At 57.3% G+C, this 25,065-nt stretch carries 17 protein-coding genes; 13 read left to right on the plus strand and 4 right to left on the minus strand.

Annotated features, from left to right (window positions below; translation table 11 throughout):
• The 3 genes from scpA to NB063_RS15465 are packed head-to-tail and all read left to right on the plus strand — an operon-like array spanning position 1 to position 3,756.
• Positions 1 to 2,220 carry a methylmalonyl-CoA mutase gene (gene scpA / locus NB063_RS15455; protein ID WP_250929632.1) on the plus strand — a complete coding sequence of 740 codons (2,220 nt, stop codon included), beginning with the start codon at positions 1 to 3 and terminating at the stop codon, positions 2,218 to 2,220.
• Complete coding sequence (gene meaB / locus NB063_RS15460) at positions 2,217 to 3,215, plus strand: methylmalonyl Co-A mutase-associated GTPase MeaB (protein WP_250929633.1); 999 nt, start codon at positions 2,217 to 2,219, stop codon at positions 3,213 to 3,215. Before scpA ends, meaB begins: the two co-directional genes overlap by 4 nt.
• Positions 3,216 to 3,219: 4 nt before the next feature.
• The gene (locus tag NB063_RS15465; protein ID WP_250929634.1) at positions 3,220 to 3,756 is read left to right on the plus strand and encodes a gamma carbonic anhydrase family protein; all 537 of its coding nucleotides are present in this window, start codon (positions 3,220 to 3,222) and stop codon (positions 3,754 to 3,756) included.
• A 71-nt stretch (positions 3,757 to 3,827) separates the two neighbouring features.
• On the opposite strand, the gene NB063_RS15470 is transcribed toward NB063_RS15465, so the two are convergent.
• The 3 genes from NB063_RS15470 to NB063_RS15480 all read right to left on the minus strand — a co-directional run bounded on the left by NB063_RS15470 (position 3,828) and on the right by NB063_RS15480 (position 7,796).
• Complete coding sequence (locus NB063_RS15470) at positions 3,828 to 5,006, minus strand: lactonase family protein (RefSeq protein WP_250929635.1); 1,179 nt, start codon at positions 5,004 to 5,006, stop codon at positions 3,828 to 3,830.
• A 312-nt stretch (positions 5,007 to 5,318) separates the two neighbouring features.
• Positions 5,319 to 5,795 (minus strand): ribosomal protein S18-alanine N-acetyltransferase, encoded by a 477-nt coding sequence (gene rimI / locus NB063_RS15475; RefSeq protein ID WP_322975232.1) that lies wholly within the window; start codon positions 5,793 to 5,795, stop codon positions 5,319 to 5,321.
• A 327-nt stretch (positions 5,796 to 6,122) separates the two neighbouring features.
• Positions 6,123 to 7,796, minus strand: coding sequence for a sigma-70 family RNA polymerase sigma factor (locus NB063_RS15480; protein WP_250929637.1), 1,674 nt, complete (start codon positions 7,794 to 7,796; stop codon positions 6,123 to 6,125).
• A gap of 814 nt (positions 7,797 to 8,610) precedes the next feature.
• On the opposite strand from NB063_RS15480, the gene NB063_RS15485 reads away from it, so the two are divergent.
• The 8 genes from NB063_RS15485 to rdgB all read left to right on the plus strand — a co-directional run bounded on the left by NB063_RS15485 (position 8,611) and on the right by rdgB (position 21,658).
• Positions 8,611 to 10,218 (plus strand): hypothetical protein, encoded by a 1,608-nt coding sequence (locus NB063_RS15485; RefSeq protein ID WP_250929638.1) that lies wholly within the window; start codon positions 8,611 to 8,613, stop codon positions 10,216 to 10,218.
• Positions 10,219 to 10,407: 189 nt separating this feature from the next.
• Positions 10,408 to 11,394, plus strand: a complete 987-nt coding sequence (locus NB063_RS15490; RefSeq protein ID WP_250929639.1) for a hypothetical protein — start codon at positions 10,408 to 10,410, stop codon at positions 11,392 to 11,394.
• A gap of 111 nt (positions 11,395 to 11,505) precedes the next feature.
• The gene (gene rpmA / locus NB063_RS15495; protein WP_250929640.1) at positions 11,506 to 11,751 is read left to right on the plus strand and encodes a 50S ribosomal protein L27; all 246 of its coding nucleotides are present in this window, start codon (positions 11,506 to 11,508) and stop codon (positions 11,749 to 11,751) included.
• A 10-nt stretch (positions 11,752 to 11,761) separates the two neighbouring features.
• The gene (locus NB063_RS15500) at positions 11,762 to 13,783 is read left to right on the plus strand and encodes an ATP-dependent helicase (RefSeq protein ID WP_250929641.1); all 2,022 of its coding nucleotides are present in this window, start codon (positions 11,762 to 11,764) and stop codon (positions 13,781 to 13,783) included.
• A 111-nt stretch (positions 13,784 to 13,894) separates the two neighbouring features.
• Entirely contained in the window at positions 13,895 to 16,960 is a 3,066-nt protein-coding gene (locus tag NB063_RS15505; RefSeq protein ID WP_250929642.1) for a PD-(D/E)XK nuclease family protein, read from the plus strand.
• Positions 16,957 to 19,785 carry a UvrD-helicase domain-containing protein gene (locus NB063_RS15510; protein ID WP_250929643.1) on the plus strand — a complete coding sequence of 943 codons (2,829 nt, stop codon included), beginning with the start codon at positions 16,957 to 16,959 and terminating at the stop codon, positions 19,783 to 19,785. Before NB063_RS15505 ends, NB063_RS15510 begins: the two co-directional genes overlap by 4 nt.
• Before the next feature lie 141 nt (positions 19,786 to 19,926).
• Positions 19,927 to 20,973: a 2-amino-4-hydroxy-6-hydroxymethyldihydropteridine diphosphokinase gene (gene folK, locus NB063_RS15515; RefSeq protein ID WP_250929644.1), complete on the plus strand. Its 1,047-nt coding sequence runs from the start codon at positions 19,927 to 19,929 to the stop codon at positions 20,971 to 20,973.
• Between the two features lie 73 nt (positions 20,974 to 21,046).
• A complete protein-coding gene (rdgB, locus tag NB063_RS15520; protein ID WP_250929645.1) occupies positions 21,047 to 21,658 on the plus strand; it encodes an RdgB/HAM1 family non-canonical purine NTP pyrophosphatase in 612 nt (203 codons plus the stop codon).
• A 39-nt stretch (positions 21,659 to 21,697) separates the two neighbouring features.
• On the opposite strand, the gene NB063_RS15525 is transcribed toward rdgB, so the two are convergent.
• A complete protein-coding gene (locus NB063_RS15525) occupies positions 21,698 to 22,078 on the minus strand; it encodes a hypothetical protein (protein ID WP_250929646.1) in 381 nt (126 codons plus the stop codon).
• 372 nt (positions 22,079 to 22,450) lie between these two features.
• Here NB063_RS15525 and NB063_RS15530 point away from each other — a divergent pair, with 372 nt between their 5' ends.
• Both NB063_RS15530 and NB063_RS15535 read left to right on the plus strand, forming a co-directional pair.
• Positions 22,451 to 23,659 (plus strand): hypothetical protein, encoded by a 1,209-nt coding sequence (locus NB063_RS15530; protein WP_250929647.1) that lies wholly within the window; start codon positions 22,451 to 22,453, stop codon positions 23,657 to 23,659.
• A gap of 401 nt (positions 23,660 to 24,060) precedes the next feature.
• Complete coding sequence (locus NB063_RS15535) at positions 24,061 to 25,062, plus strand: AAA family ATPase (protein WP_250929648.1); 1,002 nt, start codon at positions 24,061 to 24,063, stop codon at positions 25,060 to 25,062.
• Positions 25,063 to 25,065 lie beyond the last annotated feature (3 nt).

Here is a 25,065-nt window from a genome sequence, read left to right on the forward strand (position 1 = left end):
ATGAATACGACCAACGCTACCAAACTGCCAAACTTCGCTGACGTCCCGCTGCAATCCGACGCGGCGGCTGATTCATCCGCAGCGGAACGTTGGGTCGACGCCATCGGCGGTGATCCGACTCGTCTCGATTGGAAAACAAACGAGCAAATTCCGATCAAAGGTTTGTACAATTCGTCCGATCTGGAGGGCGTCGACCACCTCGAAACGATGCCCGGGTTCGCACCTTTTCTGCGTGGCCCCTATCCGACGATGTATGTGATGCGTCCGTGGACGGTTCGGCAGTACGCCGGATTTTCGACCGCGAAGGAATCCAACGCGTTCTATCGCCGGAACCTCTCCGCCGGTCAAAAAGGGTTGTCGATCGCATTCGATCTGGCGACGCACCGTGGTTACGATTCCGATCACCCCCGCGTCGCCGGTGATGTCGGAATGGCGGGAGTCGCGATCGACAGTATCTACGACATGCGGACATTGTTCGACGGCATCCCGCTCGACGAAATGAGCGTCTCGATGACCATGAACGGCGCCGTTCTGCCCGTGATGGCGTTGTACATCGTCGCCGCCGAGGAGCAAGGCGTTGCACCGGAGAAGCTTTCGGGAACGATTCAGAATGATATTCTGAAAGAGTTCATGGTACGCAACACCTATATCTATCCGCCCGAGCCGAGTATTCGGATCATCGCGGATATTTTTGACTACACCAGCCGATTGATGCCGCGATTCAATAGCATCAGTATCAGCGGTTACCACATGCAGGAAGCCGGTGCGACCGCCGACTTGGAACTCGCCTACACGCTCGCCGACGGATTGGAATACGTGCGAACGGGGATCAAGGCGAACCTCAATGTCGATGCGTTTTGCCCCCGATTGTCGTTCTTCTGGGGCATCGGTATGAACTATTACATGGAGGTCGCGAAACTGCGTGCGGCTCGGATGATTTGGGCCAAGCTGATCAAACAGTTCAACCCGAAACAGCAGAAGAGCCTCTCATTGCGGACGCACAGCCAAACGAGCGGTTGGAGCCTCGTCGCTCAAGACGTCTACAACAACGTGGTTCGCACTTGCGTCGAAGCCATGGCGGCAACGCACGGTCACACGCAATCGTTGCACACTAACGCACTCGACGAAGCGATCGCGCTGCCGACCGATTTCTCTGCCCGGATTGCTCGCAATACGCAGTTGTTCTTGCAACAAGAAACGGACACGTGTGACGTCGTCGACGCTTGGGCGGGCAGCTATTACGTCGAGAAGCTCACACATGATCTCGCGCAGCGGGCATGGGAGCACCTCGCCGAAGTCGAAGCGGCTGGCGGGATGACCAAGGCTATCCAAGCTGGCATTCCAAAAATGCGGATCGAAGAAGCGGCTGCACGCACGCAAGCTCGGATCGATTCGGGCCAGCAGACCGTGATCGGAATGAACAAATACCGTCTCGCCAAAGAAGACGACTTGAAGGTGCTCTCGGTTGATAACACCGCGGTGCGAGAGGCACAGATTGCGAGCTTGAAAAAGTTGCGGGAAGACCGTGACCAGAGCGAAGTCGATCAACGGCTCGCCGACTTGCGTGCCGCGGCAACGGATTCCTCCATGAACCTGCTCGAGATCGCGGTCGCAGCGGCTCGGGCGAAAGCGACGGTTGGCGAAATGAGTGAAGCACTTGAATCCGCGTACGGGCGATACGAAGCGCCCGTCCAAGCCGTTCGCGGCGTGTACGCGAGCGAAACCGAAGGAAACGCGTCCGTTCAAAAGGTGCAACGTTTGGTTACCGCGTTCGAGAAAGCCGAAGGGCGTCGTCCACGAATCCTCGTTGCTAAAATGGGACAAGACGGACACGACCGTGGCCAAAAAGTGATCGCGTCAGCGTTCGCCGATCTCGGTTTCGACGTTGACATCGGTTCCTTGTTCCGCACGCCTGCTGAAACCGCAAAACAAGCGGTTGAAAACGACGTGCACATCGTTGGAGTCAGTTCGCTCGCCGCGGGCCACTTAACGCTCGTCCCGCAATTGCGTGACGAGTTGGCCAAGCTCGAACGGGATGACATCATGGTCGTCGCCGGTGGCGTGATCCCGCCTCAAGATTATCAAGCGTTGTATGACGCGGGAGCTGCCGCCGTGTTCGGTCCCGGCACCGTGATCAGTGAAGCCGCCGCGGCGTTGTTGAAACGATTGGCAGAGGAACTCGAACTGGATATCAAACTCGAGGACGAAACCCCCGCATGAGTCCTCGCCGTGTGCTGACTGCTGATGATTATTTTGACGGAGTTCGCGGTCAAAACGTGTCGATGCTCGCGCGGGCGTTCACTCTGGTTGAATCGAGCAGCCAGCGACATATACCGATTGCCGAAGAGTTGCTCACACGGCTGATGCCATTTACCGGTGGCGGATTGCGGATCGGGATTACCGGTGCGCCAGGTGCCGGTAAAAGCACGTTCATCGAAGCCCTCGGGTTGCTGCTAGTGGCCAAAGGGCTCCGGGTCGCGGTCCTTGCGGTCGATCCGTCGAGTGGGGTGACCGGTGGCAGTATCCTCGGTGACAAAACCCGCATGGCGAAACTCGCCGCGGAGGACAACGCGTTCATTCGTCCTTCTCCGTCGGCGGGAACGCTTGGCGGTGTCGCGAATAAAACCCGCGAGATCATGCTGGTCGCCGAAGCCGCGGGATACGACGTGATCCTCGTCGAGACGGTGGGGGTGGGCCAAAGTGAAACGATGGTTGCCGAGATGACTGACTGCTTTCTGGCGTTGATGTTGCCCGGTGCGGGTGATGAACTTCAAGGCATCAAACGAGGCTTGCTCGAACTCGTCGATGTGATTGCCGTCAACAAAGCCGACGGTGCGAATCGGAAGCCCGCCTTGCTCGCCGCTCAGCAGTACCACAACGCACTCGATTCGATTTCCGGACACGCCAGCGACGCGGCACCGGCGATTTTGACTTGCAGTGCACTTCATCAAGAAGGCGTTGATGACGTTTGGGATGCGATCACGAAACGCTGTGAGTCGAGTAAACAATCCAAAAAGTTTGAACACCGCCGCAGACAACAGAACCTGCGCTGGTTGTGGTCGATCGTGGAAGATCGATTGCGTCAAACGTTGCACACCCATCCCGGTGTGCAAGAAATATGCGATGATGTCGAAAGCCGTGTGCTCGTGGGGGAAATGCCCCCCGCCGCTGGCGCACGGCAGTTGTTTGCCGCCCTGAAGTTAGACCACGAGTAACCCGATGCCGATTATTAGACCCGTTCGCGGATTCACACCTCAATTCGGAGAGAACTGCTTCTTTGCTGAAAACGCAGTCGTGGTCGGCGACGTCATCATGGGTGACGATTGTTCGGCTTGGTTCAGTACCGTGATTCGAGGTGATGTGAACTCAATCCGGATCGGAAACAAGGTCAACATCCAAGACGGCGCGGTGCTGCATACGCTCTACCAAAAATCCGTGATCGAGATCGCAGACAACGTTTCGATCGGACACAACGTGTGTGTGCACGGTGCCAAGATCGATCAAAATTGCTTGATCGGTATCAACTCCGTGATCCTCGATCACGCGCACATCGGTGAGGGATCGATTATCGGTGCCGGTTCGGTTGTCTTGCAAGGAACCGTTGTCGAACCAGGAAGCCTGTACGCCGGCACGCCCGCTCGGAGGATCAAGGATGTGGATCCTGAACAGGCAAAAGAGATGATCGAGAAGATCGCCAACAACTACATGATGTACGCGAGTTGGTTCCAAGATGAAGCGTCCACCTCGGATCGCTAAGCCGACGATTGATCGAGGCTCTGTTAGTTCTCGCCGGCAATCGTGACGCCTCGCGGCTAATTGCTAGCGGTTTATTCCGGCGTCCCAAAAAGCACACAGATCGGTGTCGGGACGTCTTGCGTCTCCCGGACAAACATCAGCTCGCCGGACTCTTGGTCGATCGAAAATACCGTCGCGGTGTTACTCTCTTGACCGGCAACGATCAACCATCGGCCGGTCGGATCCATGCCGAAATTGCGAGGCCAACCGCCTCGAATCGGTTCGACTTCCGTCAGCGACAATTGGCCGGAATCGTCCACGCGGAACGCGCTGATGCTGTCATTACCGCGGTTCGCCGTGAAAATGAATCGACCGCTGGGGTGAACGCGGATTTCGGAAGCACTGTTGAATGTTTCTTTTGCTTTGGTCTCTTCTGACAGCGTGGGGATGGTTTGTCCGGGAGTCATCGTGCCTGCCTCGGCGTCGTAGTCAAAAACGGTGACCGAGAGGGCGAGTTCATTGAGCACATAGATTCGCGATCCGTCAGGGCTGAACTTCATATGCCGGGGACCACCACCTGGCGGACAGATGCCGAAACCGTGATGCGTTAGCGAAGGTTTGTCGGCGTCGAGTTTCCAGATGACCACGCGGTCCATGCCGAGATCGGGGACAAACACAAATCGATCGTCAGGCGACGTTCCGGTCCAGTGAGCGTGCGGGGCATCTTGCCGATTGCCCACCACCCCCGAAACCGCTTTGGGCAACAACTCGGAGTGTTCTTTGACTTCGGTCAGACCAATGATCGAGCCGTCGTCTGCGAGATCGTACAGCGACGTCGACCCGCCGCCGTACTGAGCCGAGAACAGCACCTTCCCGGCGCGGTCCGTCGCGACGTGGGCGGCACCGCCATCACCGGTCGCGGCCGATCCGAGGTACTCGAGTTTCTTTTTGCCGACCTCACCGGTGACCCGAAATGCCGAAACGGAATCGCCCGCCGAAGCCGCTTGGTTCGCCGGAGCCCCGGTTGCGTAGAGCGTCTTGCCGTCTGGATGGATCGCGATGAATCCGGGATTTTGGATTTCAGCAGCGAGCGAGGAGCGAGTCAGTTTTCCTGTCTTGATGTCGAAGGTCGAGTGATAGATTCCTCGGCTCTCGCCTCCACGGGGCGTCGAGGTCCCGAACCAAACGTCGACGATTTGCCCGTACGAGCTGGACGCTGAAGCGAAGCAGTATGCGGCCGAAAAGAATGCAATACACAGCGTGCGAATCATGGACAGAAGCCTCTCTGGGGGTCGGACGAAGTCAGTTATCGCCGACAGTTTAAGTGCTTTGCCGCTACGGATGGGCTTTTTTGACCGGGTGAAATGAAATTATCACCGGTTCGGTCTGCGAGTCTTGCTCACGAGGTTGATCCGCCCGTTTCGCGGTCGTTGGTCCAGCGGTGCGACGGCTGTCCGTGTCGCTGCTGCTAAATGAATCACCCTCCGCCAACAATCAGGTTGGCGGAGGGCAATGATTCAGTCGAGGCGGCTCGGGGGTTTCTCCCAAGCGTCGCGATATCGGCAACCGGAAGCGGCAGATGCCTAGCCGGCCATCCGCGTGATGCGGTTGTGAGGTTGAGCGAGTTCTTCGGCGGTGGGTTGATAGCGGAACTGCATCAGGTAAGCGTCTTCGGTGGCGTCGTCGTAGAAGTCACGCAGGACCGAGATGGCTTTGAAGCCGAGGTTCTTAAAGAACAGTTGTGCTTCCAAGTTGGTTTCCCGCACTTCAAGCATGATGCGATTGCGGCGTTCCAAGGAGAGTTTGCCGAGCAGTTTTTGCATCATCACGTTGCCAATGCCTTGACGACGGTAGGCACTGTGAACTGCAAAGTTGAGGATGTGCAGTCGGTTCTTGTGCAATTCATAGATCATGAAGCCGACGACGCGATCATCGCACTCTGCCACCATGCCGATGCAATTGCGTTGGCGAAGGCAGCGGATGAAGTCGTCTTCGGTCCACGAGAATTCGAAACAATCACTTTCGATGCCCAACACGTCGGGCATATCACGACGGATCATCCAGCGGATGTGTGCGGTTTTGGTCGCTTGTTTGATTTGTTCCACGTCGGACTCCCTTCCGGTGCAATGAAGTTTTTTTCGTCGGTTTCGGAAACCATCCTGGTGTCCCCCGGCGAGGAAACGGAAATTAGCAGATCACCCCGATGGCACCAAGACAGAAATGGAAAAAGGCAGCCGGCTTCTTGAAGATGCCGACTGCCCTAATTTGCTGGCTCAATATGCGAGTTTGATCGCGTTAATGACGTAGTTTACGCAGTCTGAGTGGATTCGGTGGTTGACGCCTCATTCGGCGGTCACGCTCCCCAAACCTCCCTCTGTGTTCACGTATCAACCGGCTCCCAATTCGACATCGATTTTCGCTTCTCGCGCTGCGTCTCGCAGTTTGCTGAGGGCGCGAGCTTCGAGTTGACGGACGCGTTCTTTTGTGACGCCCATCTCCGCTCCGACCTCTTTAAGCGTCAGCGGTTCAGCACCGCGTTGCAGACCGAAGCGAGCCGAGATGATCTTTTGCTCGCGTTCATCCAAACGATCGAGGATCCGGGCCAGTTCGCGTTGACGCTGACGCTGCACGGTTTCTTCGGTGTATGGGTCGAGACGTTCGTCTTGATGACCGACAAACACTTCTTCGCCACTGGTGCGGAAGCGGTCGCGATGACGGAATTCCTTCGGAATCGTGCGTGCGAAGTTCTTCATGATCGCCCACGTGGCGTACGTGCTGAACTTGTTGCCACGCGAGTAGTCGAACTTCTCGACCGCGCGGATCAACGACATGTTCCCGTCGCTGATCAGCGAGAAGAAATCTTCGGTGCTGGCAACGTGACGTTTGGCGATCGAAACCACCAATCGCAGGTTCGCTTGGACGATTTTGTTCTTCACCCGCACAGCGTCTTCGTACAGCGATTGGATTTTGTCCATCGTTTCGCTGTTGCTTTGGCCGCTGGCGATCAGTTCGTCACGCAACACCCCGGCACGATGCTTGAGGTAATTCATTTTGCGGAACAAATGACCTTCCTGTTCGCGGGTCAACAACGCCACGTCGTAAAGTGCGGCGAGGTAGCTAGGCAGATCCGCGGGCGGACGTACTTTGCGAGCAGCCGAGGCTTCCGGCATTTCGGCAAGATATTCCGCTTCGCGACTGACGTCCTCGAAGTCTTCGTTGTAGATGTGATCGAGCGGCAGTTCGGCCAATTGTTGCATCCGCACTTCGTCGAGGATGCGGCGAATGCTCGAACGGGTCCGTTTGAAACGTTTGCATAACTGAGGAATCGTGGCACCGTGCGAATGCAACTGAGCGACGACGCGTTTGTCCTCTTCGGTCAACGATTCGCGGTGATGCGGGAAAATGGCCAGTTTTTGATTCTGGGCGTCGAAGTTCTTCAGCGTGTAGCGGATCGTTTCAGGTGAACGGCTCATTTGCTGGGCCAATTGCACCGTCACTTCAGAGAGACTCGCGCCGCCCTCGGCCAATTGCCGAGCCCGTTCGATCATTTCCGTCTTCTCGTCGCTGCTGAGCTGGCTAAACCGTTCGCCACGACGGACTTTGTCACGGTTGGCCGCGATAAATCGCTCCACGCTGCTGTGCAGGAATCCAACGCGTTTGCGTTTGCCGAACAGAAATTTGCGGCTGACCAGACCGGCTTCGCGCCAGCGACTGATTGTTTTCGTGGAGACCCGGAATTGCTTCGCCAGATCGTTCACCGTATGAACCCGCTCTCCAGCGGATTGGGAATCGATATCTGCCGAATCAGCGAGGTCCTCGATCAAAAGACGCAGGTCATGCTGCAAGTCCTCCGATCGAATCGTTTGACGTAGCTTCGATTCGGGGCGGTAGTTCGTGATCCGGAAGCAAACGTAGTCGATCACGTAATCGCGATCGGGTACGAGTTCGCTGAGCAGTTTTTCTGCCAGCAGTCCTTGTTCGATTTTCTTGTTACGAGGTGCGAATCGAGTGAGTTGGTCGCGTAGTTCGATCAATCCGACGTGACGATAGCTGGTATGCATTGTCTCTAGTTCCCAGTGCGTGATCGTGCGTGTCCGATTTTCCTTGCAACCCCGGCGGGTCGCCGACACGATAATCTGATTTGCCCGGGGATCGCCTAATCCATAAGGCGATTTAGGGTGCTGACTCACAGGCAAAATGACGGCCAATCGATGGCCGAAAGTCTACCAAACGAGTCAAGTGTTTTCGTGCGGCTCCATGCCGCGCGAAATCGGATCCTGTCTTGATCTAACCCCGACACGCTACCTTTGTTGCGTGCCCGAAATTCTCGACGTTGACGGGGATCTCTGTCTTCATGGTGACCGTTGAAGTGGCGGGAGAGTTCAGCGAAATGCTCAAATTTCCCGAAAATCGTTGGTTCCAAAGATTCCTGCTTACCTGAATTACCTGGTCGGAAACGGACGACGTTCGTTTCGTCTTGCAGCTTGATTGGCAGAGTCATCTTTCTGGTCCCCAAACGATTGCCCCTTCTGGCGGCACCCAATTGGACGGGAACCACTAGTGAAAATTTCAGGCCAAAAAGAACAATACCGCCAAATTATCAAGTCTTGACTTCGGAAGTGTCCCGTAAATTGCGGAGTTTTCGGTCCAAGAAATATTTCTGAATCGCGACCAAGTGTCCTGTTCATGAATGCGGAATTGTCACTTTTACAATCACTTTGCAACTTTAGCCGTCTCAAAACGAGAATATGGGCAATTCCCGGACAACCATTCAATCGCTTGACGGGTTCCTGCCGATTCTGACGGAGGAGCGGCATTCTTTTGCCGTTTTTGAAGGTGTTTCGATTCGCTTTTTCGAAGTTTGAGTTTGTCCCTATGAGCCATCGCCCGGTGAGTGAAAGCCTAGTCCGTCGAACTCTCGTTAGCGGGGGGGCGGTCACCCAAACCGCAACCGACCCGGTCCCAAGTGCTGCGGCCTCTCGACGAGGATTTTTGACGTCGGTGATCGCCGGCGCGTGTGCCGCCGGCGGGCTGCTGCCGGCGACTCCGGCCAATGCCGCCGGGACCGGGGAAACACGGCTGGCGATTTCCAACGACCACGACCTCTTCCGCGTGCGGATGCAGATGGATGTCAAAGGGAACGTGGTCCTGGTGGAAGACCCGCTGTTACCGGATGGCAAGAAAAAGATGCTGCCGATCACGGCGGATCTGAATCTCGACTACGAAGAACGCTTTCTTCGTCCCGAGGGGGCGACCAAAGAATCCGAGGTGATTGCCGTCGAGCGGCATTTTCACGATGCGGTCGAAACTAGCCGCTTAAGCCGCACGGACCAGAAAACAGAGCTGCGAGGTAACGTCGCTGACGTGATCGCACGGCGTGACCAATTACCCGAGACGATTTATTCCGACAGCGATTACTTGACGCACAGCGAAATCGATTTGCTCCGGGCTCCGATCTCCAGCGTCGCCGTCGACCGCCTGGTGCCTCAGCAGATGATGCGGATCGGCGAGAAGACCCCCATTCCATCGCGAGACATCGCTTCGTTCTTCAATCTTTCCGCGGTCGCGCAAAACGACGTCGAGATCGAATTGGTTTCAGCGGATGCGTCAGAAGCGAAGCTGCAAATGCGTGGCAAGATCGACGGCTCGGTGTCGGGCGTGCCTACCCGACTGCAGGTGATCGGAAAACTGACGCTCGATCGCAAAGCCGGTGTCGTGTCATGGGCGGCCGTTGCGATCCACGAAACACGGGAAATCGGCAAAGCGGCACCCGGATTTGACGTCACCGCGACGGTTCGCATGGTTCGTAAGCCGCTTGCCCGCGTGCAATTGCTGCCCGTCACCCCGGCCGAGATTGCATTCGACGAGCCGCCACCACCGGAACGCTTGCTCGTCGCCATTTCAAGCAAACACGTGGGTGTGGAAGGTTTGATGGACCGCCGTTGGCGGATGATGCAGGACGTCCCCGGTGAGTCGGTCCTGCGGATGATCGAAAATGATGAGTCGATCGCTCAGTTGAATTTGCGGCCGTTGCCCCGATTGCCCGAAGGCCAGCAGTGGACACTCGCGGCGTTTGAGAATGACGTCCGCAAGACCCTCGGCAATCGCTTTGGCGAACTGATCGAGAGCCACGAGGGGATGACGGACGGCGGCTTGCGGTTGCTGCGGGTGGTCGCAGGGGGGCGCGTTGAAGGGGTTCCGATCCAGTGGATTATGCTGCACATCAGCGACAACACCCGAAACCGCGTTTTGGCCACGTGGACGATGGATGGCGAGAGTGTTCCGCGGCTGGCGGGATCGGATATTCAGCTCGCCGCCTCGATGCGATTGCTCGACCGAGCGAGCCAGACGGCCCAAAACGATTCTGATACCACGAAAACCGGTGAAAAACGCGATTTATCACTCGTCGATTCAACTGACGAAGTAGAATCGGTGGCGTCGACCGCAGAGGTGCTTTCGCCGAGTGACGTGAAACGACGATAAGACCGTTTCGTCGGTGGTACGGGAGGTGTCGCCGCGAGCCTCCCGATCCGTTTTGTCAGGCTATGCGTCTCATACGAATGTGTCCTCGCTTCCGGTCGACAACTCACTCGAACGCTATTCTTGACGAAACCCATGCAAATATCTGGCAACGAATGTCCAAATCGTCTTCGATTTGGACGCCTCATCCGCGTGAAGACACTCACCCTCACGCTGGCGATCGGTCTGACCTCGATACTCTCGAATTCCACCGTCACCGCCCAAGAGGCCCGCGCGGATGCGTCGAGTCAGGTGCAGACGCAGTTTGCCCCCGGTGTGGTCACCGTCATCCCACCAGCTCCGGATCCGAAGGAGACCTTCGACGGACCTCTGACGCTGCAGTCCATGATTGACGCCCACCCTGAGATTCAGTGGGAAAACACTGGGAATCACGAGGGTGGCAAGCCGCATTTTGATCCCCGCAGCCGCACGCTGCAGGAAATGCTCAAACAGGTGATCCTCCGCCGAGAAATCTACAGCTTCGAATTTTCCTTCAAGCCGCTGCGTCAGATTTACCTCGATATCCCACGTCCGGACGGCCGGATGCAGCGAAAACTGGTCCAGTACATGGTTTACCGGGTGCGTTACCGCGGTGGAGACATGCGTCCGGCGGCCGATGATCTGAACCAACCCATTTACCGCAGGATTGAATCGGTCAGCTACAACTCACGTCGGGTGTTCCCGATGATGGTGCTCGAAGACCACGAATCGGGGAAACAGTTTGTCGATCGGATTTTGCCGACGGCGGTCGATCGGATCGCGATTCGCGAGCAAATCACGGCTCCGCTGTATAACAACGTCGAAATCTCACGGGTGAAAATCCCGCGAACCAAAGACGAGGACGCGCCGGGTGTTTGGGGCGTGGCCACTTGGGTCGATGTCGATCCGCGGCTGGATTTCTTTTCCGTCAATGTTTTCGGTCTGACCAACGCCTTTGAACAGGACGGGGAGGGTGTCGACGCCCCCTATCGGCGAAAGGCTCTGATGCTGAATTTCTACCGTCCGGGCGATTCGATGGACCAAATTTCCGACCGCGTGCGGTTTGGGGTCCCCGCCTATGAGAACGAAGAGGACCAATCCTACGTGCTGAAAAAATATGGTCTCGATAAACGGCTTGATTACCGGTGGGTGTTCCGGTAACTTTCTCCCCTCTCACATCGAACATCTACGCGTCGCTCTAGGGTGACGCTTCCCCCATCAACTCAACGACCGGCCATGGTGCCGGTTTCGAGATTAGCAAGCGAAGAGACAATGGCACACAAAAAGGGTCAGGGCAGTAGCCGCAACGGTCGCGACAGCAACGCACAACGTCGTGGAGTGAAGCGTTTCGGTGGCGAAGCGGTTCAACCAGGTAGCATTCTCGTCCGCCAGGTTGGCACGAAATTCCACCCCGGAAAGGGCGTCGGAATGGGTAATGACTACACGCTGTTCGCACTGGTCGCGGGCAAGGTCCGTTTCGACCGTGAAGGTCGTCGCATCAACGTCGACGTCGCCTGAGCATCTACTATTGAATGGATTCAGCGTTGAGGGGCTCAACCCTCCGCAAGCCGAAGCGGTCCAGACATTGTCGGGGCCGCTGTTGGTGTTGGCCGGTGCGGGAACCGGAAAAACCCGTGTGGTGACGTTTCGCATTGCGAACCTGATTAAGCACGGCGTCGCGCCGGAGCGGATTCTCGCGGTGACGTTCACCAACAAAGCCGCCGGTGAGATGCAGGAACGCGTGGGCGAATTGCTCGGCCACGGCAAAAAACGCCGCCGCAAAGGTGAGCCTGCTCCACCCAAACCCACGATCAGCACGTTCCACTCCCAGTGTGTCCGCATTCTTCGCGAACACGCCAACGTGCTCGGGTTTCCAAAGAAGTTCACGATCTACGATCGCAGCGATCAAGAATCGCTGGCCCGTGCCGTGCTCCGCGAGTTGCGGTTGCCCAACACGGCTTTGAAGCCTTCGGACATGCTGTCGATTATCGGTTCGTGGAAAAACGAATCGATCACGCCCGACCAAGCCATCGGTCATGCCAGCACCGACAAAGAACACTTTGCCGCCGCCGGATACCGTCGCTATCAGAACGCATTGCGGGCACGTGGCGCGATGGACTTCGACGATCTCCTATTGCACACCGAGGTCCTGCTCACCCAGCACGAGGAAGTGCGTGAGGTCGAAGCGGCAAAGTACGATCACGTTTTGGTGGATGAGTATCAGGACACCAACGGCAGCCAGTACCGGATCACGCAAGCACTGACCAAAGAGCACCGTAACTTTTGCGTCGTCGGTGACGATGATCAGTCGATCTACGCGTGGCGCGGTGCCGACGTGACCCACATTCTGAGCTTCTCGAAAGACTGGCCGGACGCCAAGATCGTGTGGCTCGAGGATAACTATCGCTCCACCGGCGCGATCCTCGAAATGGCTAATCGGTTGATCGCGTTTAACACCGAACGGCACGACAAAATCCTCAAGCCCGACCGTCCGGTGGGCAAACGTCCGCGAATCGTCCAGCATAAAGACGAAACGACGGAAGCCGAGGTTGTCGTGCGTGAGATCCGGCACCTGATCGACAACGTCCATGTCCAACCCCGCGACATCGCGATTCTGTTCCGCACCAACGAGCAACCGCGGTTGTTCGAAACCGAACTTCGCAAAGCAGATGTGCCCTACGTGATGCTCGGTAGCCAATCGTTTTTTGATCGCCGTGAAGTTCGAGACTTGATCGCGTACTTAAAGTGGATCGATCAGCCGGACGATGAGATCTCGTTGCTGCGAGTGATCAACACGCCCGCGCGAGGGCTGAGCAACAAGACCACGAAGCTGTTGATCGAACGCGCCGTCCAGCGCGGCGTTCCGATTTGGCAGGTGATGCAAAACAACGCCGCCACGGAAGACTTACCGCCGGCAGCAAAACGCGGCATTGAACAACTCCGTCAGCTTTGTGCTGACGTCCAATCGCGAGCCGAGAATGACTCACTCGTCGATGCGATGGAAACGTTGATGCAGCGAACCGGCTACGCGGACGAGATCACAAAGTTGTACGATCAACCCGATGAACGCGAAGCTCGGATGGCCTCGATTGGTGAATTCACCAACGCGATTGCCGCCTACCAAGACAAGAGTGAAAAGCCAGAACTGTCCGGTTTCCTGAGCGATATCGCTTTGTCGGGACGTGAGATGGGCAGCGAGAAGGATAAGCTCGCGATGAAGAACGCCGTGTGGCTGTTAACGATGCACGCGGCCAAGGGTCTCGAATTTCCGGTCGTTTACATGGTCGGGATGGAAGACGGTTTTCTGCCACACAGCCGCAGCGTCAAGAGTGGGCGCGAGGAAGACATCGCCGAAGAGCGGCGGTTGTGCTACGTCGGGATCACGCGTGCCCAGGAAACGTTGACGATGTCGCTGGCGTTGACCCGTCGCAAATGGGGTAAGCCGCGTCCGACTCAGCCGAGCCGTTTCCTTTACGAGATCACCGGCAAAGCCGACAATCCGAATAAGTATCGGAAGCAAGGCGTGCGAGGCGCCCGTGTTCAACGCTGAACCAAGCAGCGTGTGGGTGTGTCTCGACATGTGAGATTGAGTGTTGGCACCGGGGCCGATGCGAGACAGTTGGATTGGCAGTGTTGGTAACCAGGGCGAGGGAGTTTCCAATTGGTCACAAAAACAAAGACGGGCGGGCGCGGGCGTCGTGCGAAAACCCGATCGCAGTGTCAACGAATCTTCTGCGGTTGGGACACGCCGTTGTTGCAAGTCGCAACGAAGTGGTTGATTGAAAACGCTGGGCAATGCGATTCGACGAATCGTGACGCTGAAGCGATGCCGCTACTCGCCGATCAGCTCGATGCGGACGACGAAGCCGGCGACGCGGATGCTGTTGAAATGCCGGCGGGTGACGCGTCGGCACTGATGATCGATCTGAGCTCGCTCGACGTTGTTTTGCCATCGAGTCGGGCCGTTACGCGGTTGCAAGAAAAGCTGCGGATGGCCGCCCAAGCCGCCGGGGCTGCATATCGTCCGCCACGGTTTTATCTCGTCGGTCGGCTGCCGAGTTTGTTGTATCGTCGGCCCGCCGAATGGGCGTCAGATTTTGAACAGACGCTCGCGTGGGCTCGTGTCTTGGCCGCTTCCGAACCGGCGAGTTTGCAAACGCTCGTTCCCCGCCTTCCCGAGGCTGACGCGACCACGGGTTGGCTCGATCTGGCGACGACCGCGCGGAGGTTGTGGACCAAGACGTCGGCGGAGAATTGGACGTTTTCCGATGTGGCGGGCAAAGTCGAAAACCATTCTGAGCGACGACGCTGGGAGTTTTTGTTACAGGTTCACCACGATTATTTGGCCGAACTCAAGGCCGCCGAACGCTGCGATCCGAACGCCGCGGCGCTCGACGCAATCGCTGACAAACGCTGCCGCGCATTACGCCCTCTCGTCCTCATCGGCGCCTCGGATCTGCCCGAGATGGTCAAGGTGATGCTGTCGCAAATCGAAACGCCCGTCACGTCACTCGTGGCCGCGCCCGATGAGATGGCAAATCATTTCGATTCGCTGGGATGTCTCGTTCCCGAGAAATGGAAAGACCACGTCCTGCCCGTCCGTGATGACCAATTGATTCCCGCCGCGGGCATCGAAGATCAGTCTCACTGTGTCAGCGAAGTGTTGGCTGAGTTCGGTGAAACTTATAGCGTCGATGCGATCACGATCGGGGTGACGGATGAATCGCAAATCGAACCGATCGAGAATCAGTGCCGCTTGTTAAAAGTGGACACATATCGACATCTCGGATGGACCGTATCGGAAACATCGGTCGGTCGACTGATCGACTTGATCGTCACCTATCGACAGCGGCGTACGTGGCGATCCCTCGCGGCCTTGGTCAGGCATGCGGCGGTTTACGCGATGATCGAGGATTATTTCCGTGCCGCCGCTAGCGAAGACGATTCGAAGAAATCGAAGCCGAATTGGTTGACGACGTTGGACCAGTTGATGTCCGAAGCGTTTCCCCGCAGCGTCGATCAGCCGCTGCCGACGGTGAGGTTTGAATCTAAGCTCGCCGGCGAAATTCGAGATTGCGTCGAAGAGTGGCTCACGCCGTTAAGCCAGAAACGCCAAACGATCCGCAAATGGAGCAAGGTTCTTGCGGAGATGCTGACGCGTGTTTTTCCTCAGGCCGACGAGCAGGACGCCAAGGGCACGTGCGGCGAGCCCAGTCGCACGTCCAAAGCGATCGAAGCGGCGTGTCAAACTCTGCATGGTTTTGAGGAACTCAGCGTGCCTCTCGATACACCCGTCGATTCGATCACCGCGATCGAGTTGTTATCCGCACGCATCGCCGAGATCAATTTGCCCGATACGCCGGCGCCCGACAAAATTGAAATCCTCGGTTGGCTCGACTTGGTGCTCGATGACGCACCCGCGCTCGTATTGTGCGGGCTGAATCATCCGTTCGTGCCCGAAGCGTCATCGGGTGATCCGTTTTTGCCGTCGTCGTTGCAGAAGTCGCTCAATCAGCGGATCAATGATCGTCGGTACGCCCGCGACGTTCATGCGATGCAGCAGATGCTATGTGGTCGCGAACAAACCCGCTTTCTCGTCGGCACGCATTCCGCAGACGGTTCTCCGACACCGCCCAGTCGCTTGTTGGCGGCGGCGACGGCGGACGATGCAGCCCGTCGTGTGTGTGGATTACTGACCGGGCATCGCCCGTCCGTACAAGTCGTTCTTGATTCGAGTTCGGTTGCTAGCCTTGATCAAAGTAAGACCGAACGCATGGATTATTTTCGTCCTCCACCGCCGCAGCCCGGTCGGACGATCGAGACTTTGAGTGTTACCGCGTTCTCGGCGTATCTGGCGTGCCCATATCGGTTCTATCTCCGGTACGTGCTCCGGTTGCGGCCGCTCGACGATTCGGCGCTCGAACTCGCGGCCAATCAGTTTGGCGATTTGGTGCACGGTGCACTTGAATACTTTGGCGAAAGCGACGCCAAAGACGAGTCCGATCCGACCGTGATTGAAGCGGAGTTGATCGAGCAATTGCATCGCTTCGCCGAAGAACGTTATGGAACCAACACGGCATCGACGGTTGCTTTGCAGGTGCGTCAAGCGGAACGACGATTGAAGACGGTGGCGTTGCGCCAGGCCGAAAGGATTGCTCAAGGTTGGCGGATTCACGCGGTGGAGGCATCCGTCGACGAACTTGACATCGACCGGAAAACAAGAAAGCCGAAGAAACCCACCGGCATTCTGCTCGATGGCCAATTCACCGGACTCCGTGGCCGGTTTGATCGCATCGACTTCCACCCCGAAACGAATCGATGGGCGATCCTCGATTACAAAACGCACGGGCATCTTCCTGAAAAGAAACATCTCAAAAAGCTGCCTGATGGTTCGACGACGTGGGTCGATTTGCAACTCCCGTTGTACCGACGTTTTATCCCCGATCTCGGGATTCCCGCGGATCCCGTTGATGTGGAGTTGGGATATTTCAACGTGGCCGAGAAAGATGCTGAAACGAAGGTCAATGTGGCGACGTTCACCGAAGCCCAGTTCGCTCAAGCGGATGAACTGATTCATCACTGTGTGCGGCAGATCCGCAATTGTCATTTCGAACCCAACGAAGCCGGCGTTGAATACGACGACTATGAAATGATGTTCAACGAAGCCACCACGACGATCGCGGTCGACGACGAAGATGAGTTCAGCGGTAACGAGGTGACACGATGAGCGGACGGAAAGCAGCTGTGGCGAAAACGGAGAACGTGGAGTTCGTGTTCGTCGATGACGATGCCAACGATGCGTTTGATGAGTTGTTGCTCGAACGGGAAATGTTGTCGCCAGAACTGTTGCGTAGCGCGTTCGAGCCGACGCTCGTGCGTGCTTCGGCGGGTACGGGCAAAACCTATCAGTTGACTGCGAGGTTGTTGAAAATCTTGTTGACCGGTGCGCCGCCGGAATCGGTGCTGGCTACGACGTTTACGCGCAAGGCGGCAGGCGAAATTCTCACGCGTGTGCTCGTCACGCTCGGCACGGCGGCGGATCCGGAAAACCCCAAGGCTCTCGATGCGCTCCGGCAACAGGTCGGATTGCCTGGATTGCCGCGCCGCGTTTGTGGCGATTTGTTTCATCGTTTGTTGCGGAACATCCACCGTCTTCGCATTTGCACGCTCGACAGTCTGTTTTCGCAACTCGCCCGCGCGTTGCCGTTTGAGTTAGAGCTGCCGCCGGGGTGGCGACTCACCGACGAAGTCGAAGAGGTTTGGCTTCGCCAACTCGCCGTCGGCAACATGATCGATTCGCTGCATTCGTCTGAGATCGAGTCGCTGATCTCGATGCTCGGCCGTGGTGACGTGAAACGCAATATCGCTCGCGAGTTGATTCAGGTTGTCGAGACGACGTATGCGATGTCGCGGCAGGCCGGCGTCGAAGCCTGGGATCAGATCACGGTGCCTAGCCGGCCGGAGTCGCCGCGCATCACCGCAGCGTCGGGTTCGTTTCGGATGGCTGAAATCAAACAGAAATCCTTGCGAGAGCTGCTCGAGAAGATGGCCGATCACCTCGACGCTCGCGACTTCGGTCCGCTCGTCGAGCAAACGCTTCTCAAGAATATTCACAAATCACGCGTGGCCGATGAAGAGGTCAAATACGGACGCAGCAAGTTTCCACCCGAATTGGATAGCGATTTCGACGTTCTGTATCAGTCCGTTCAGTGTGAATCGCTGTCGTTGTTGAGAAGCCAAAACCAGGCCACTGGCAGTGTGGCGGTCTACTACGACGGGGCAATCAACGAAGTCAAGCAAGCTCAGCGTGCGTTCGCGTTTGATGACATTTCGGTTCGGTTGGCGAGTGTCTTCCGCAACCTCGATGCGGCGACGATTCAGAACCGTCTTGATTCCAAAATCGACCATCTGTTGCTCGATGAGTTTCAGGACACGGCTCCGGTGCAGTGGCAGGTACTCAAGGTTCTCGCCCAATCGGTTGTTTCCACACCTGAGCCGCAGGGCGACGGGGCCGAAAACGGTGCTGCCAATGTGCGGGCGGTTGATCCTCGACGAAGCCAATCGTTTTTTTGTGTGGGGGATACCAAACAAGCGATTTACGGTTGGCGGGGTGGCGTGGCGGAAATCTTCGACGCCGTTGATCGGCAGGTCGAAGGGATCGTCAGTCGGTCGCAGGACGAGAGTTTCCGAAGTTCTCACGTTGTTCTCGACGGCGTCACGTTAGCGTTTCAAAACTTAACGCGGCATCCCTTAGCGGAGCCGCCCGAGTTCAACGACCCGTCGGATAAGTCCGTCTACGAGTCGATCGCTCTGCAGAGGTTTGCCAAAAAGTTCCCGACGCACACGGCAGCGAAGAAACTGCCGGGTTTCGTTCGTTTTGCCACCGGTCCACTCGTTCCGCCCAAGGTGGATCCCGAAAACCCGGATGCGAAGCCGGTCAAACCGACGGCCAAAGAAATCACCGCTGCGCTGATGGACGAGACCGCGACGCAGATTCAAACCTTGCATCAATCGGCACCTCATTTGACGATCGGTGTGTTGACGCGGACCAATGCGACGGTGGCGATGTTGATCGATCGATTGGAGACGCTTGGAGTGGACGTCAGTGCTGAGGGGGGCAATCCGTTGACGGATTCCGTACCCGTGCGATGGGTGATGTCGGCGTTGATGATGGTCGAGCATCCGGGCGACGGCCGTTGGCGCTTTCATATCGCCCATTCCCCGTTGGCTGACCATCTCCCTCTCGCCGATTCGGATCCGGTCGACGCGGCGGCGAACCTTTTGCGAGAAATGATCGACGACCGTGGGCTCGCCGAGACGGTGATTTTTCTCAGCGAGTCACTGCGTCCTGCCTGCGATGCACGCGATGGAATCCGACTGCATCAACTCGTCGAATTGGCCACCTTGTATCGAGAAACCGCACGGTCGCGTTTGAGAGATTTTGTCGATCTGGTGAATGTGAAACGGGTCCAGCGTCCGCGGGCCGCGGCGGTGCGAGTGATGACGGTTCACCAATCCAAGGGGCTCGAATTCGATGCAGTCTTTTTGCCAGAGATTCACAAAGAGCTGATCGGGCAGCCGCCTCAGTGCATCGCCGATTTGCCGGATCTCGGCCAACCACCGGCGGGGATGAGTCGCAGCGTCAGCGAAAAACAATGGCATTATTTGCCGGAGCGTTGGCAGCGGACGTTTGGCTCCAATGTGACGGCGCGGATGACCGAAGCGTTGTGTTTGCTGTACGTGGCGATGACTCGTTCCCGCCAAGGTCTGTATATCCTGACCCCGCCGAGTAGCAAGCGAGACTTCAACAACAAGAACGCCGCTTCGCTGTTGTTTCATGCGTGGAATGTCGCGTCCGGAGAAGATGTCGCCGACCCTACGGCTGGGAACGCGGTTCTGTATGAGTCGGGCGACCCGCGGTGGTGGAGCAACGGTGAGGATGCAGGTGAGACTGTCGTCGAGAACACCGAAGAGGCGGCGGAAGTGCCGCAGCGGGTGCTCCGGTTCCGGCCGATCAGCGGTACACCGCGGCGCAGCGCCGTGGCCGTCTGAGCAGTGTGGCAGCCAACGCTCGCGAAACGGCGTAGCGGCCGGTGGGCGTCGGAACCGGCGTGATGATTGAGATCGAGTCCGCCTTCGGAATCCGTCCCGGCCCCCTGTAGCGTCCGTTGTGAGACGGTTAATCTTTGACGCATGCCGACGCATTGCCTTATCAGTTTTGGATCCAATTTGGGCGATCGCGATACCGTCGTCGCCCGAGCGGCGAGGTTGGTCGATCAGTCTGGCGTGGTCGCGCGCCCGTTGGATTGCCCAACGACATCACCGCGGGCAGGATTGCGGGCGAGCCGATTGTTTGAAACGCCGCCGATCGGTGGCCCAGGCGGGCAGTCACCATTTCTCAATGCCGTCGCCGCGTTTGCGACAGAGGCTTCCGCCGCCGAGGTGCTCGACGTGTTGCAACACGCCGAACAGCAGCTCGGGCGAGAGCGGAATGATCGTTGGGGAGCGAGGTCGATCGATCTCGATGTGGTATTGCATGGGCGATTGTGCGGCGAGGCACCGGCCGGGCGGCGAGGATTGATTGGCGGACGCGGGCCGGTCGGCTCGGCGGGCGCACTCGTGGTGCCCCATCCTCGCTATACCGCACGGAAATTCGTTGTCGTGCCCGCCTGTGACGTGGCTGCTGACTTTTGTGACCCACGGTTTGGGTGGACGATCGCCGATTTGGCCGTTCACCTGGATGCCGCCCCGCCGTCGATGGCTCTCGCCGGCGGTGATGAATCGCTGCGACGTACGATTTGCGAACGATTGGCCGCAGAGCATTCGATTCAAATCATCGATGCCGATGCCGTGGCTACCGGGGTTCCCATCGCCGATGCGTTGTTGACCGAACGGCCGTGGAACGACGCGCTGCCTTGGGTTTCACCGACGGTGCCCCGATCACTCCGCGATAACCAGTCACCGCGTGAGAACATGGGTGATCGCGATGACGAACGGAGTGCGGCAAAGGAGGAGTCGGCCTGTTCGCTGGCCCTGCCGCGTTTGATCGCCAGGATCGAGCGAACTACGGAGCAAACTCGCTGGCCGGCGCCGCACCGGATGTGGCCGTCTGGTTGGCGATGGCCTGAATATCGCCTGGAGGTGGATGATCTCGAGTGGGCGGTTGGTGAGATGGCGTCGGCTCTCGATTCGATGTGCTGTCCGGTGCGACCGGTTACCGATGATGGAGACTGGTGGTGAACGCCGGCGACGGCCGGTTCGATCGCCAAGTGGCCGTCATCGTAGAATGGTTTTCTCTTACGTTGAATGAAACATGTTTGATTTAGTGCTCGGAACGAACAACGCCAAGAAGTTGGTGGAACTGCAAATGATGATGCCCGCCGGAATGGCTCGGCTGACTACGCTTGCAGACATCAAAGGCTCGATCGATGTGGTCGAAGACGGCACCACGTTCGCTGAAAACGCGGCCAAGAAAGCGACCGAGCAAGCCTTGCATCTGGGACGCTGGGTGCTTGCCGAGGACAGCGGGTTAACGGTCGACGCGCTCAAGGGTGCGCCGGGAGTTTATTCCGCACGTTACGCCGGTGAGCACGGCAACGACGCCGCGAACAACGAGAAACTGCTCGACGAATTGAAGGGGTTGCCCGCTGAAAAACGGGACGCGCAGTTCAACTGTCATTTGTGTTTGTCCGATCCCGAGGGGCAGGTCCGATTAACCGCGTCGGGGATTTGTCGCGGGCGGATTGGCGAGTCGTTGTCTGGTGCGGCCGGTTTTGGTTATGACCCGTTGTTCATCATTCGTGAGTACCACCGCACGTTCGGTGAACTCGACTTGGCGGTAAAACGGGCGATCAGTCATCGATCGCGAGGGCTGCGAATCCTCATTCCCAAACTATCTGCGCTGATTGCGAACGTTGGCGGCTGAGCAGGGCCTGAGCCGCTGCACACCGCTGGACGGGCTCAACTACAGAGGCGAGCCGAATACAGGCCGAGTGGGGACGGGATGGAAGCGCGGCCAAGGCACCTCGGGTGCTTTTTCCTTCGGCTTGATCGCGCACCCGGTCTTGGGACTGACGTCCAGGGGCGAGACCTCGGAGCAGAACAGCCCGTCGTCTGGCGTGACCAGCACGACACCTTCATGCACGAGTTCTTGGCCGATTTCTGTCGGGCCGTAGGGGACGTCGCTATTCCAATCGCCCAACAATCCGCCACGATCGGCGGGGTCATGGAGACGTTCGCTGGGGATTCCGAGCGCTAAGCAGCCGGTCGAGCAGATGCAAACGCACGACCACAGGCAGAGCCAGCAGAGCGAGAAAATCGGTCGATGAAAGCGAGTGAATCCCATGTTCTCGTTACATCGGCCGTTGCACTCGGATTCTTTAGAAAAAATGGAATAGCCGTTTTAAATTGCCTAAATTGCCAGTCCGAGATCCCGCGTCAGCGAGCGTTTTTAATGCCCATGAGGGTTGTGCCGACGTGTTTGACCACGAATCGAAAACTTGTCTCAATGTGCTCCCGGCCTCATTCGGGTGTGCACTTGAAGTGTACGTGTGATCGGTGTGCGAGGCATGCTCATCTCGAAACGAGATGAAGGGAGGATGTGACGTGATCGCACATTTTTGAACTCCGATGGATTGCGTCGCTGCGAATGTATAACGATCGAACGGTTGATAAAGGGGACACGAAGAACTCAACGAGCACACCTCCCAATCACACGATGACGGCACCTGTAAGCCTGCGTTGTGGTACGTCCCTCGCCGGGCGGACCGTCGGCGAGACGGTAATCACCAATAACGGAACAGGAGATTCAACGGTGACACGGACTTATCGAAGAGGTTTATTGCTTGCGACGCTGGTGTGTGGACTTTTCAGTGGGATTGGTGCGAGCGTTCAGGCGAGCGGAGCGTGGTTAGGTGATTGCTGCGGCGAATCATCTTCTTGCTGCGATGACGTGTGTTGCGATGATCCATGTGTGACGCAGTGTGATTGCGGGAACGTCGGATGCGATTCCCTCGCGTGCTGCGATGCCGCCGGATGTGCCGAGTCCTGTTTGCCAAAGCTCGATAGCTTTGCGCAAAAACTTGGTTGTGGCGGATGCATTCAAAAGAGCGATCAATGCTTTGACGACTTCATCAGCCCGATGATCGACTTTGTGCACTTCGAGGACCCACGCAACGTGACAGAGCTGCGTCCGATCTTTGCGCACCATCGGTTCCCCAATCAGCTCGGCCCCGGCGGTGTTCCGGCGGGCGGCAGTTTGCAGCTCTTTGCGTTGCAATTTCGCATCGCGTTGACGGAGCGGTTGAGTCTGATCGCGGTAAAAGATGGTTATGTGATCGACAGCAGCGAAGGAGCGCTCGATGGTTTGCTCGATTCGGGATGGGCCGACGTGACAGCCGGTTTGAAATACAATCTCGTTCGCAATGTCAAAACGGGAACGTTGCTTTCGGCCGGATTCACCTATGAGATTCCGATGGGTAGCGAACAAACCCTGCAATCGGTCGGCGATGGTGAGTTCCACTTCTTTGCCACCGGTGGTCAGAGATTGTTCGATGGCAATGCCCACGTGCTCAGCTCGTTTGGATGGCAATTGCCGGTCGATCAGTCGGTGCAAAGCACGACGGTTCACTGGAACAATCACATTGACGTTCGCTGCCACGACAAAGTCTATCTGTTCACCGAAAACGCATGGTGGCACTGGACCGACGACGCGGATACGGGAAGCGCGTTCGGCGTCTCCGGATTGGATTTGTTGAATCTCGGTGACACTGCCGTCGAAGGCAACGATGTCGTGACGCAGAACGTCGGTATGAAGCTCAAACCGAAACGCAACATGGAACTCGGAATGGCCTACGAATTTCCTCTCACGGATTTCGAAGACATCATCCGCGATCGTTGGACTTTTGACGCGATCGTTCGGTACTAGGTCTGGCGGCGGACCGTCGACCCATCTCGCTCACAAGGAGCGTGAACTCGATTTGCCCTGCGGCTCGGAGTGGAAACACTTCGGGCCGTTTTTTGTTCTGCGGCGTACGTTCATCGGGGTAGAGAGTTCCTTTCATCTCGAGGTGATTGTTCTGCCCGAGAGATCTTGAGTTGGCGAATCGGGCGTGAACAAAAATTCCGGTCGATGAAGTCGCCCTTTTTTTGGAAAAAACACCTCGTTTGCTGGCCGCTTTGGAAGCGTCTTTCACCGCTGGCACGCATTGGTCGTTTGGTGGCGCTCTTCTGCACATGACCGTGTCATCGTGTTAGACTTTGCGGACGTGGCTTTGCCCACGCAAAAATGCTATTTTTCATTTTGGCTCTCACCTTTGGCGTTTATTCATGTCCACTGTCGAAACGATGCAGGCCGACGCAGAGGAATTCCGCACGCGATATTCCGCCGTGCGGGAAATGATCGGCCGTGTGATTGTGGGCCATACCGAGATCGTTGACGGTGTTTTGACCGCGATGTTGTGCCGAGGCCATTGCCTGCTCGAAGGCGTTCCGGGGCTGGGCAAAACGATGCTGGTGCGGACGCTCGCCGAAGTCCTCGAATTGCAATTCAGTCGCATTCAGTTCACCCCCGACCTGATGCCCGCTGACATCTTGGGCACCAACATGATCGTGGAAGATGAGAGCGGTCGGCGGAAATTTGAGTTCCAACGCGGCCCGGTATTCACCCAGATTTTGCTCGCTGACGAGATCAACCGGGCGACTCCCAAGACGCAATCCGCGATGCTCGAAACGATGCAGGAAGGCACTGTCACGGCGGCCGGAATGCGTTTCGAATTATCACAGCCGTTTTTTGTTCTTGCGACGCAGAACCCGATCGAGCAGGAAGGCACCTATCCGCTTCCCGAAGCTCAAATGGACCGGTTTCTATTCAAACTCGTGGTGGGTTATTCCTCACGCGAGGAGCTCGGTACGATCGTCGATCGAACCACACGCGGGGAGCATCCCGTGATCGAAAAGGTGATGGACGGCAACGAGATCATTCGTTGGCAAAAGCTCGTCCGCGAAGTCATTCTTGCTCCCCATGTTCAGGATTACTTAGTGCGGTTGACGATGGCGACGCACCCGCAGGGGGCCCACAGCGTGCCGATCACGAATGAATACGTGCGTTGGGGCAGCAGCCCCCGTGGTGCCCAAACGCTGGCTCTTACCGCGAAGGTTCGGGCCTTGCTCGACGGGCGGTTCAATGTTTCCTTTGAAGACATCCGCCGCGTGTTCTTGCCAGCCATGCGGCATCGTGTGTTGCTCAATTTCGAAGCGCAAGCCGAAGGCATTGAGACCGACACCGTGTTGCTCGATATTCTCGAAAAAGTTCCCGAAAAAGCGGAGTGATTC

Origin of the sequence: Aporhodopirellula aestuarii, assembly GCF_023701485.1 — a bacterium.
Classification (GTDB): Bacteria; Planctomycetota; Planctomycetia; order Pirellulales; family Pirellulaceae; genus Rhodopirellula; species Rhodopirellula aestuarii.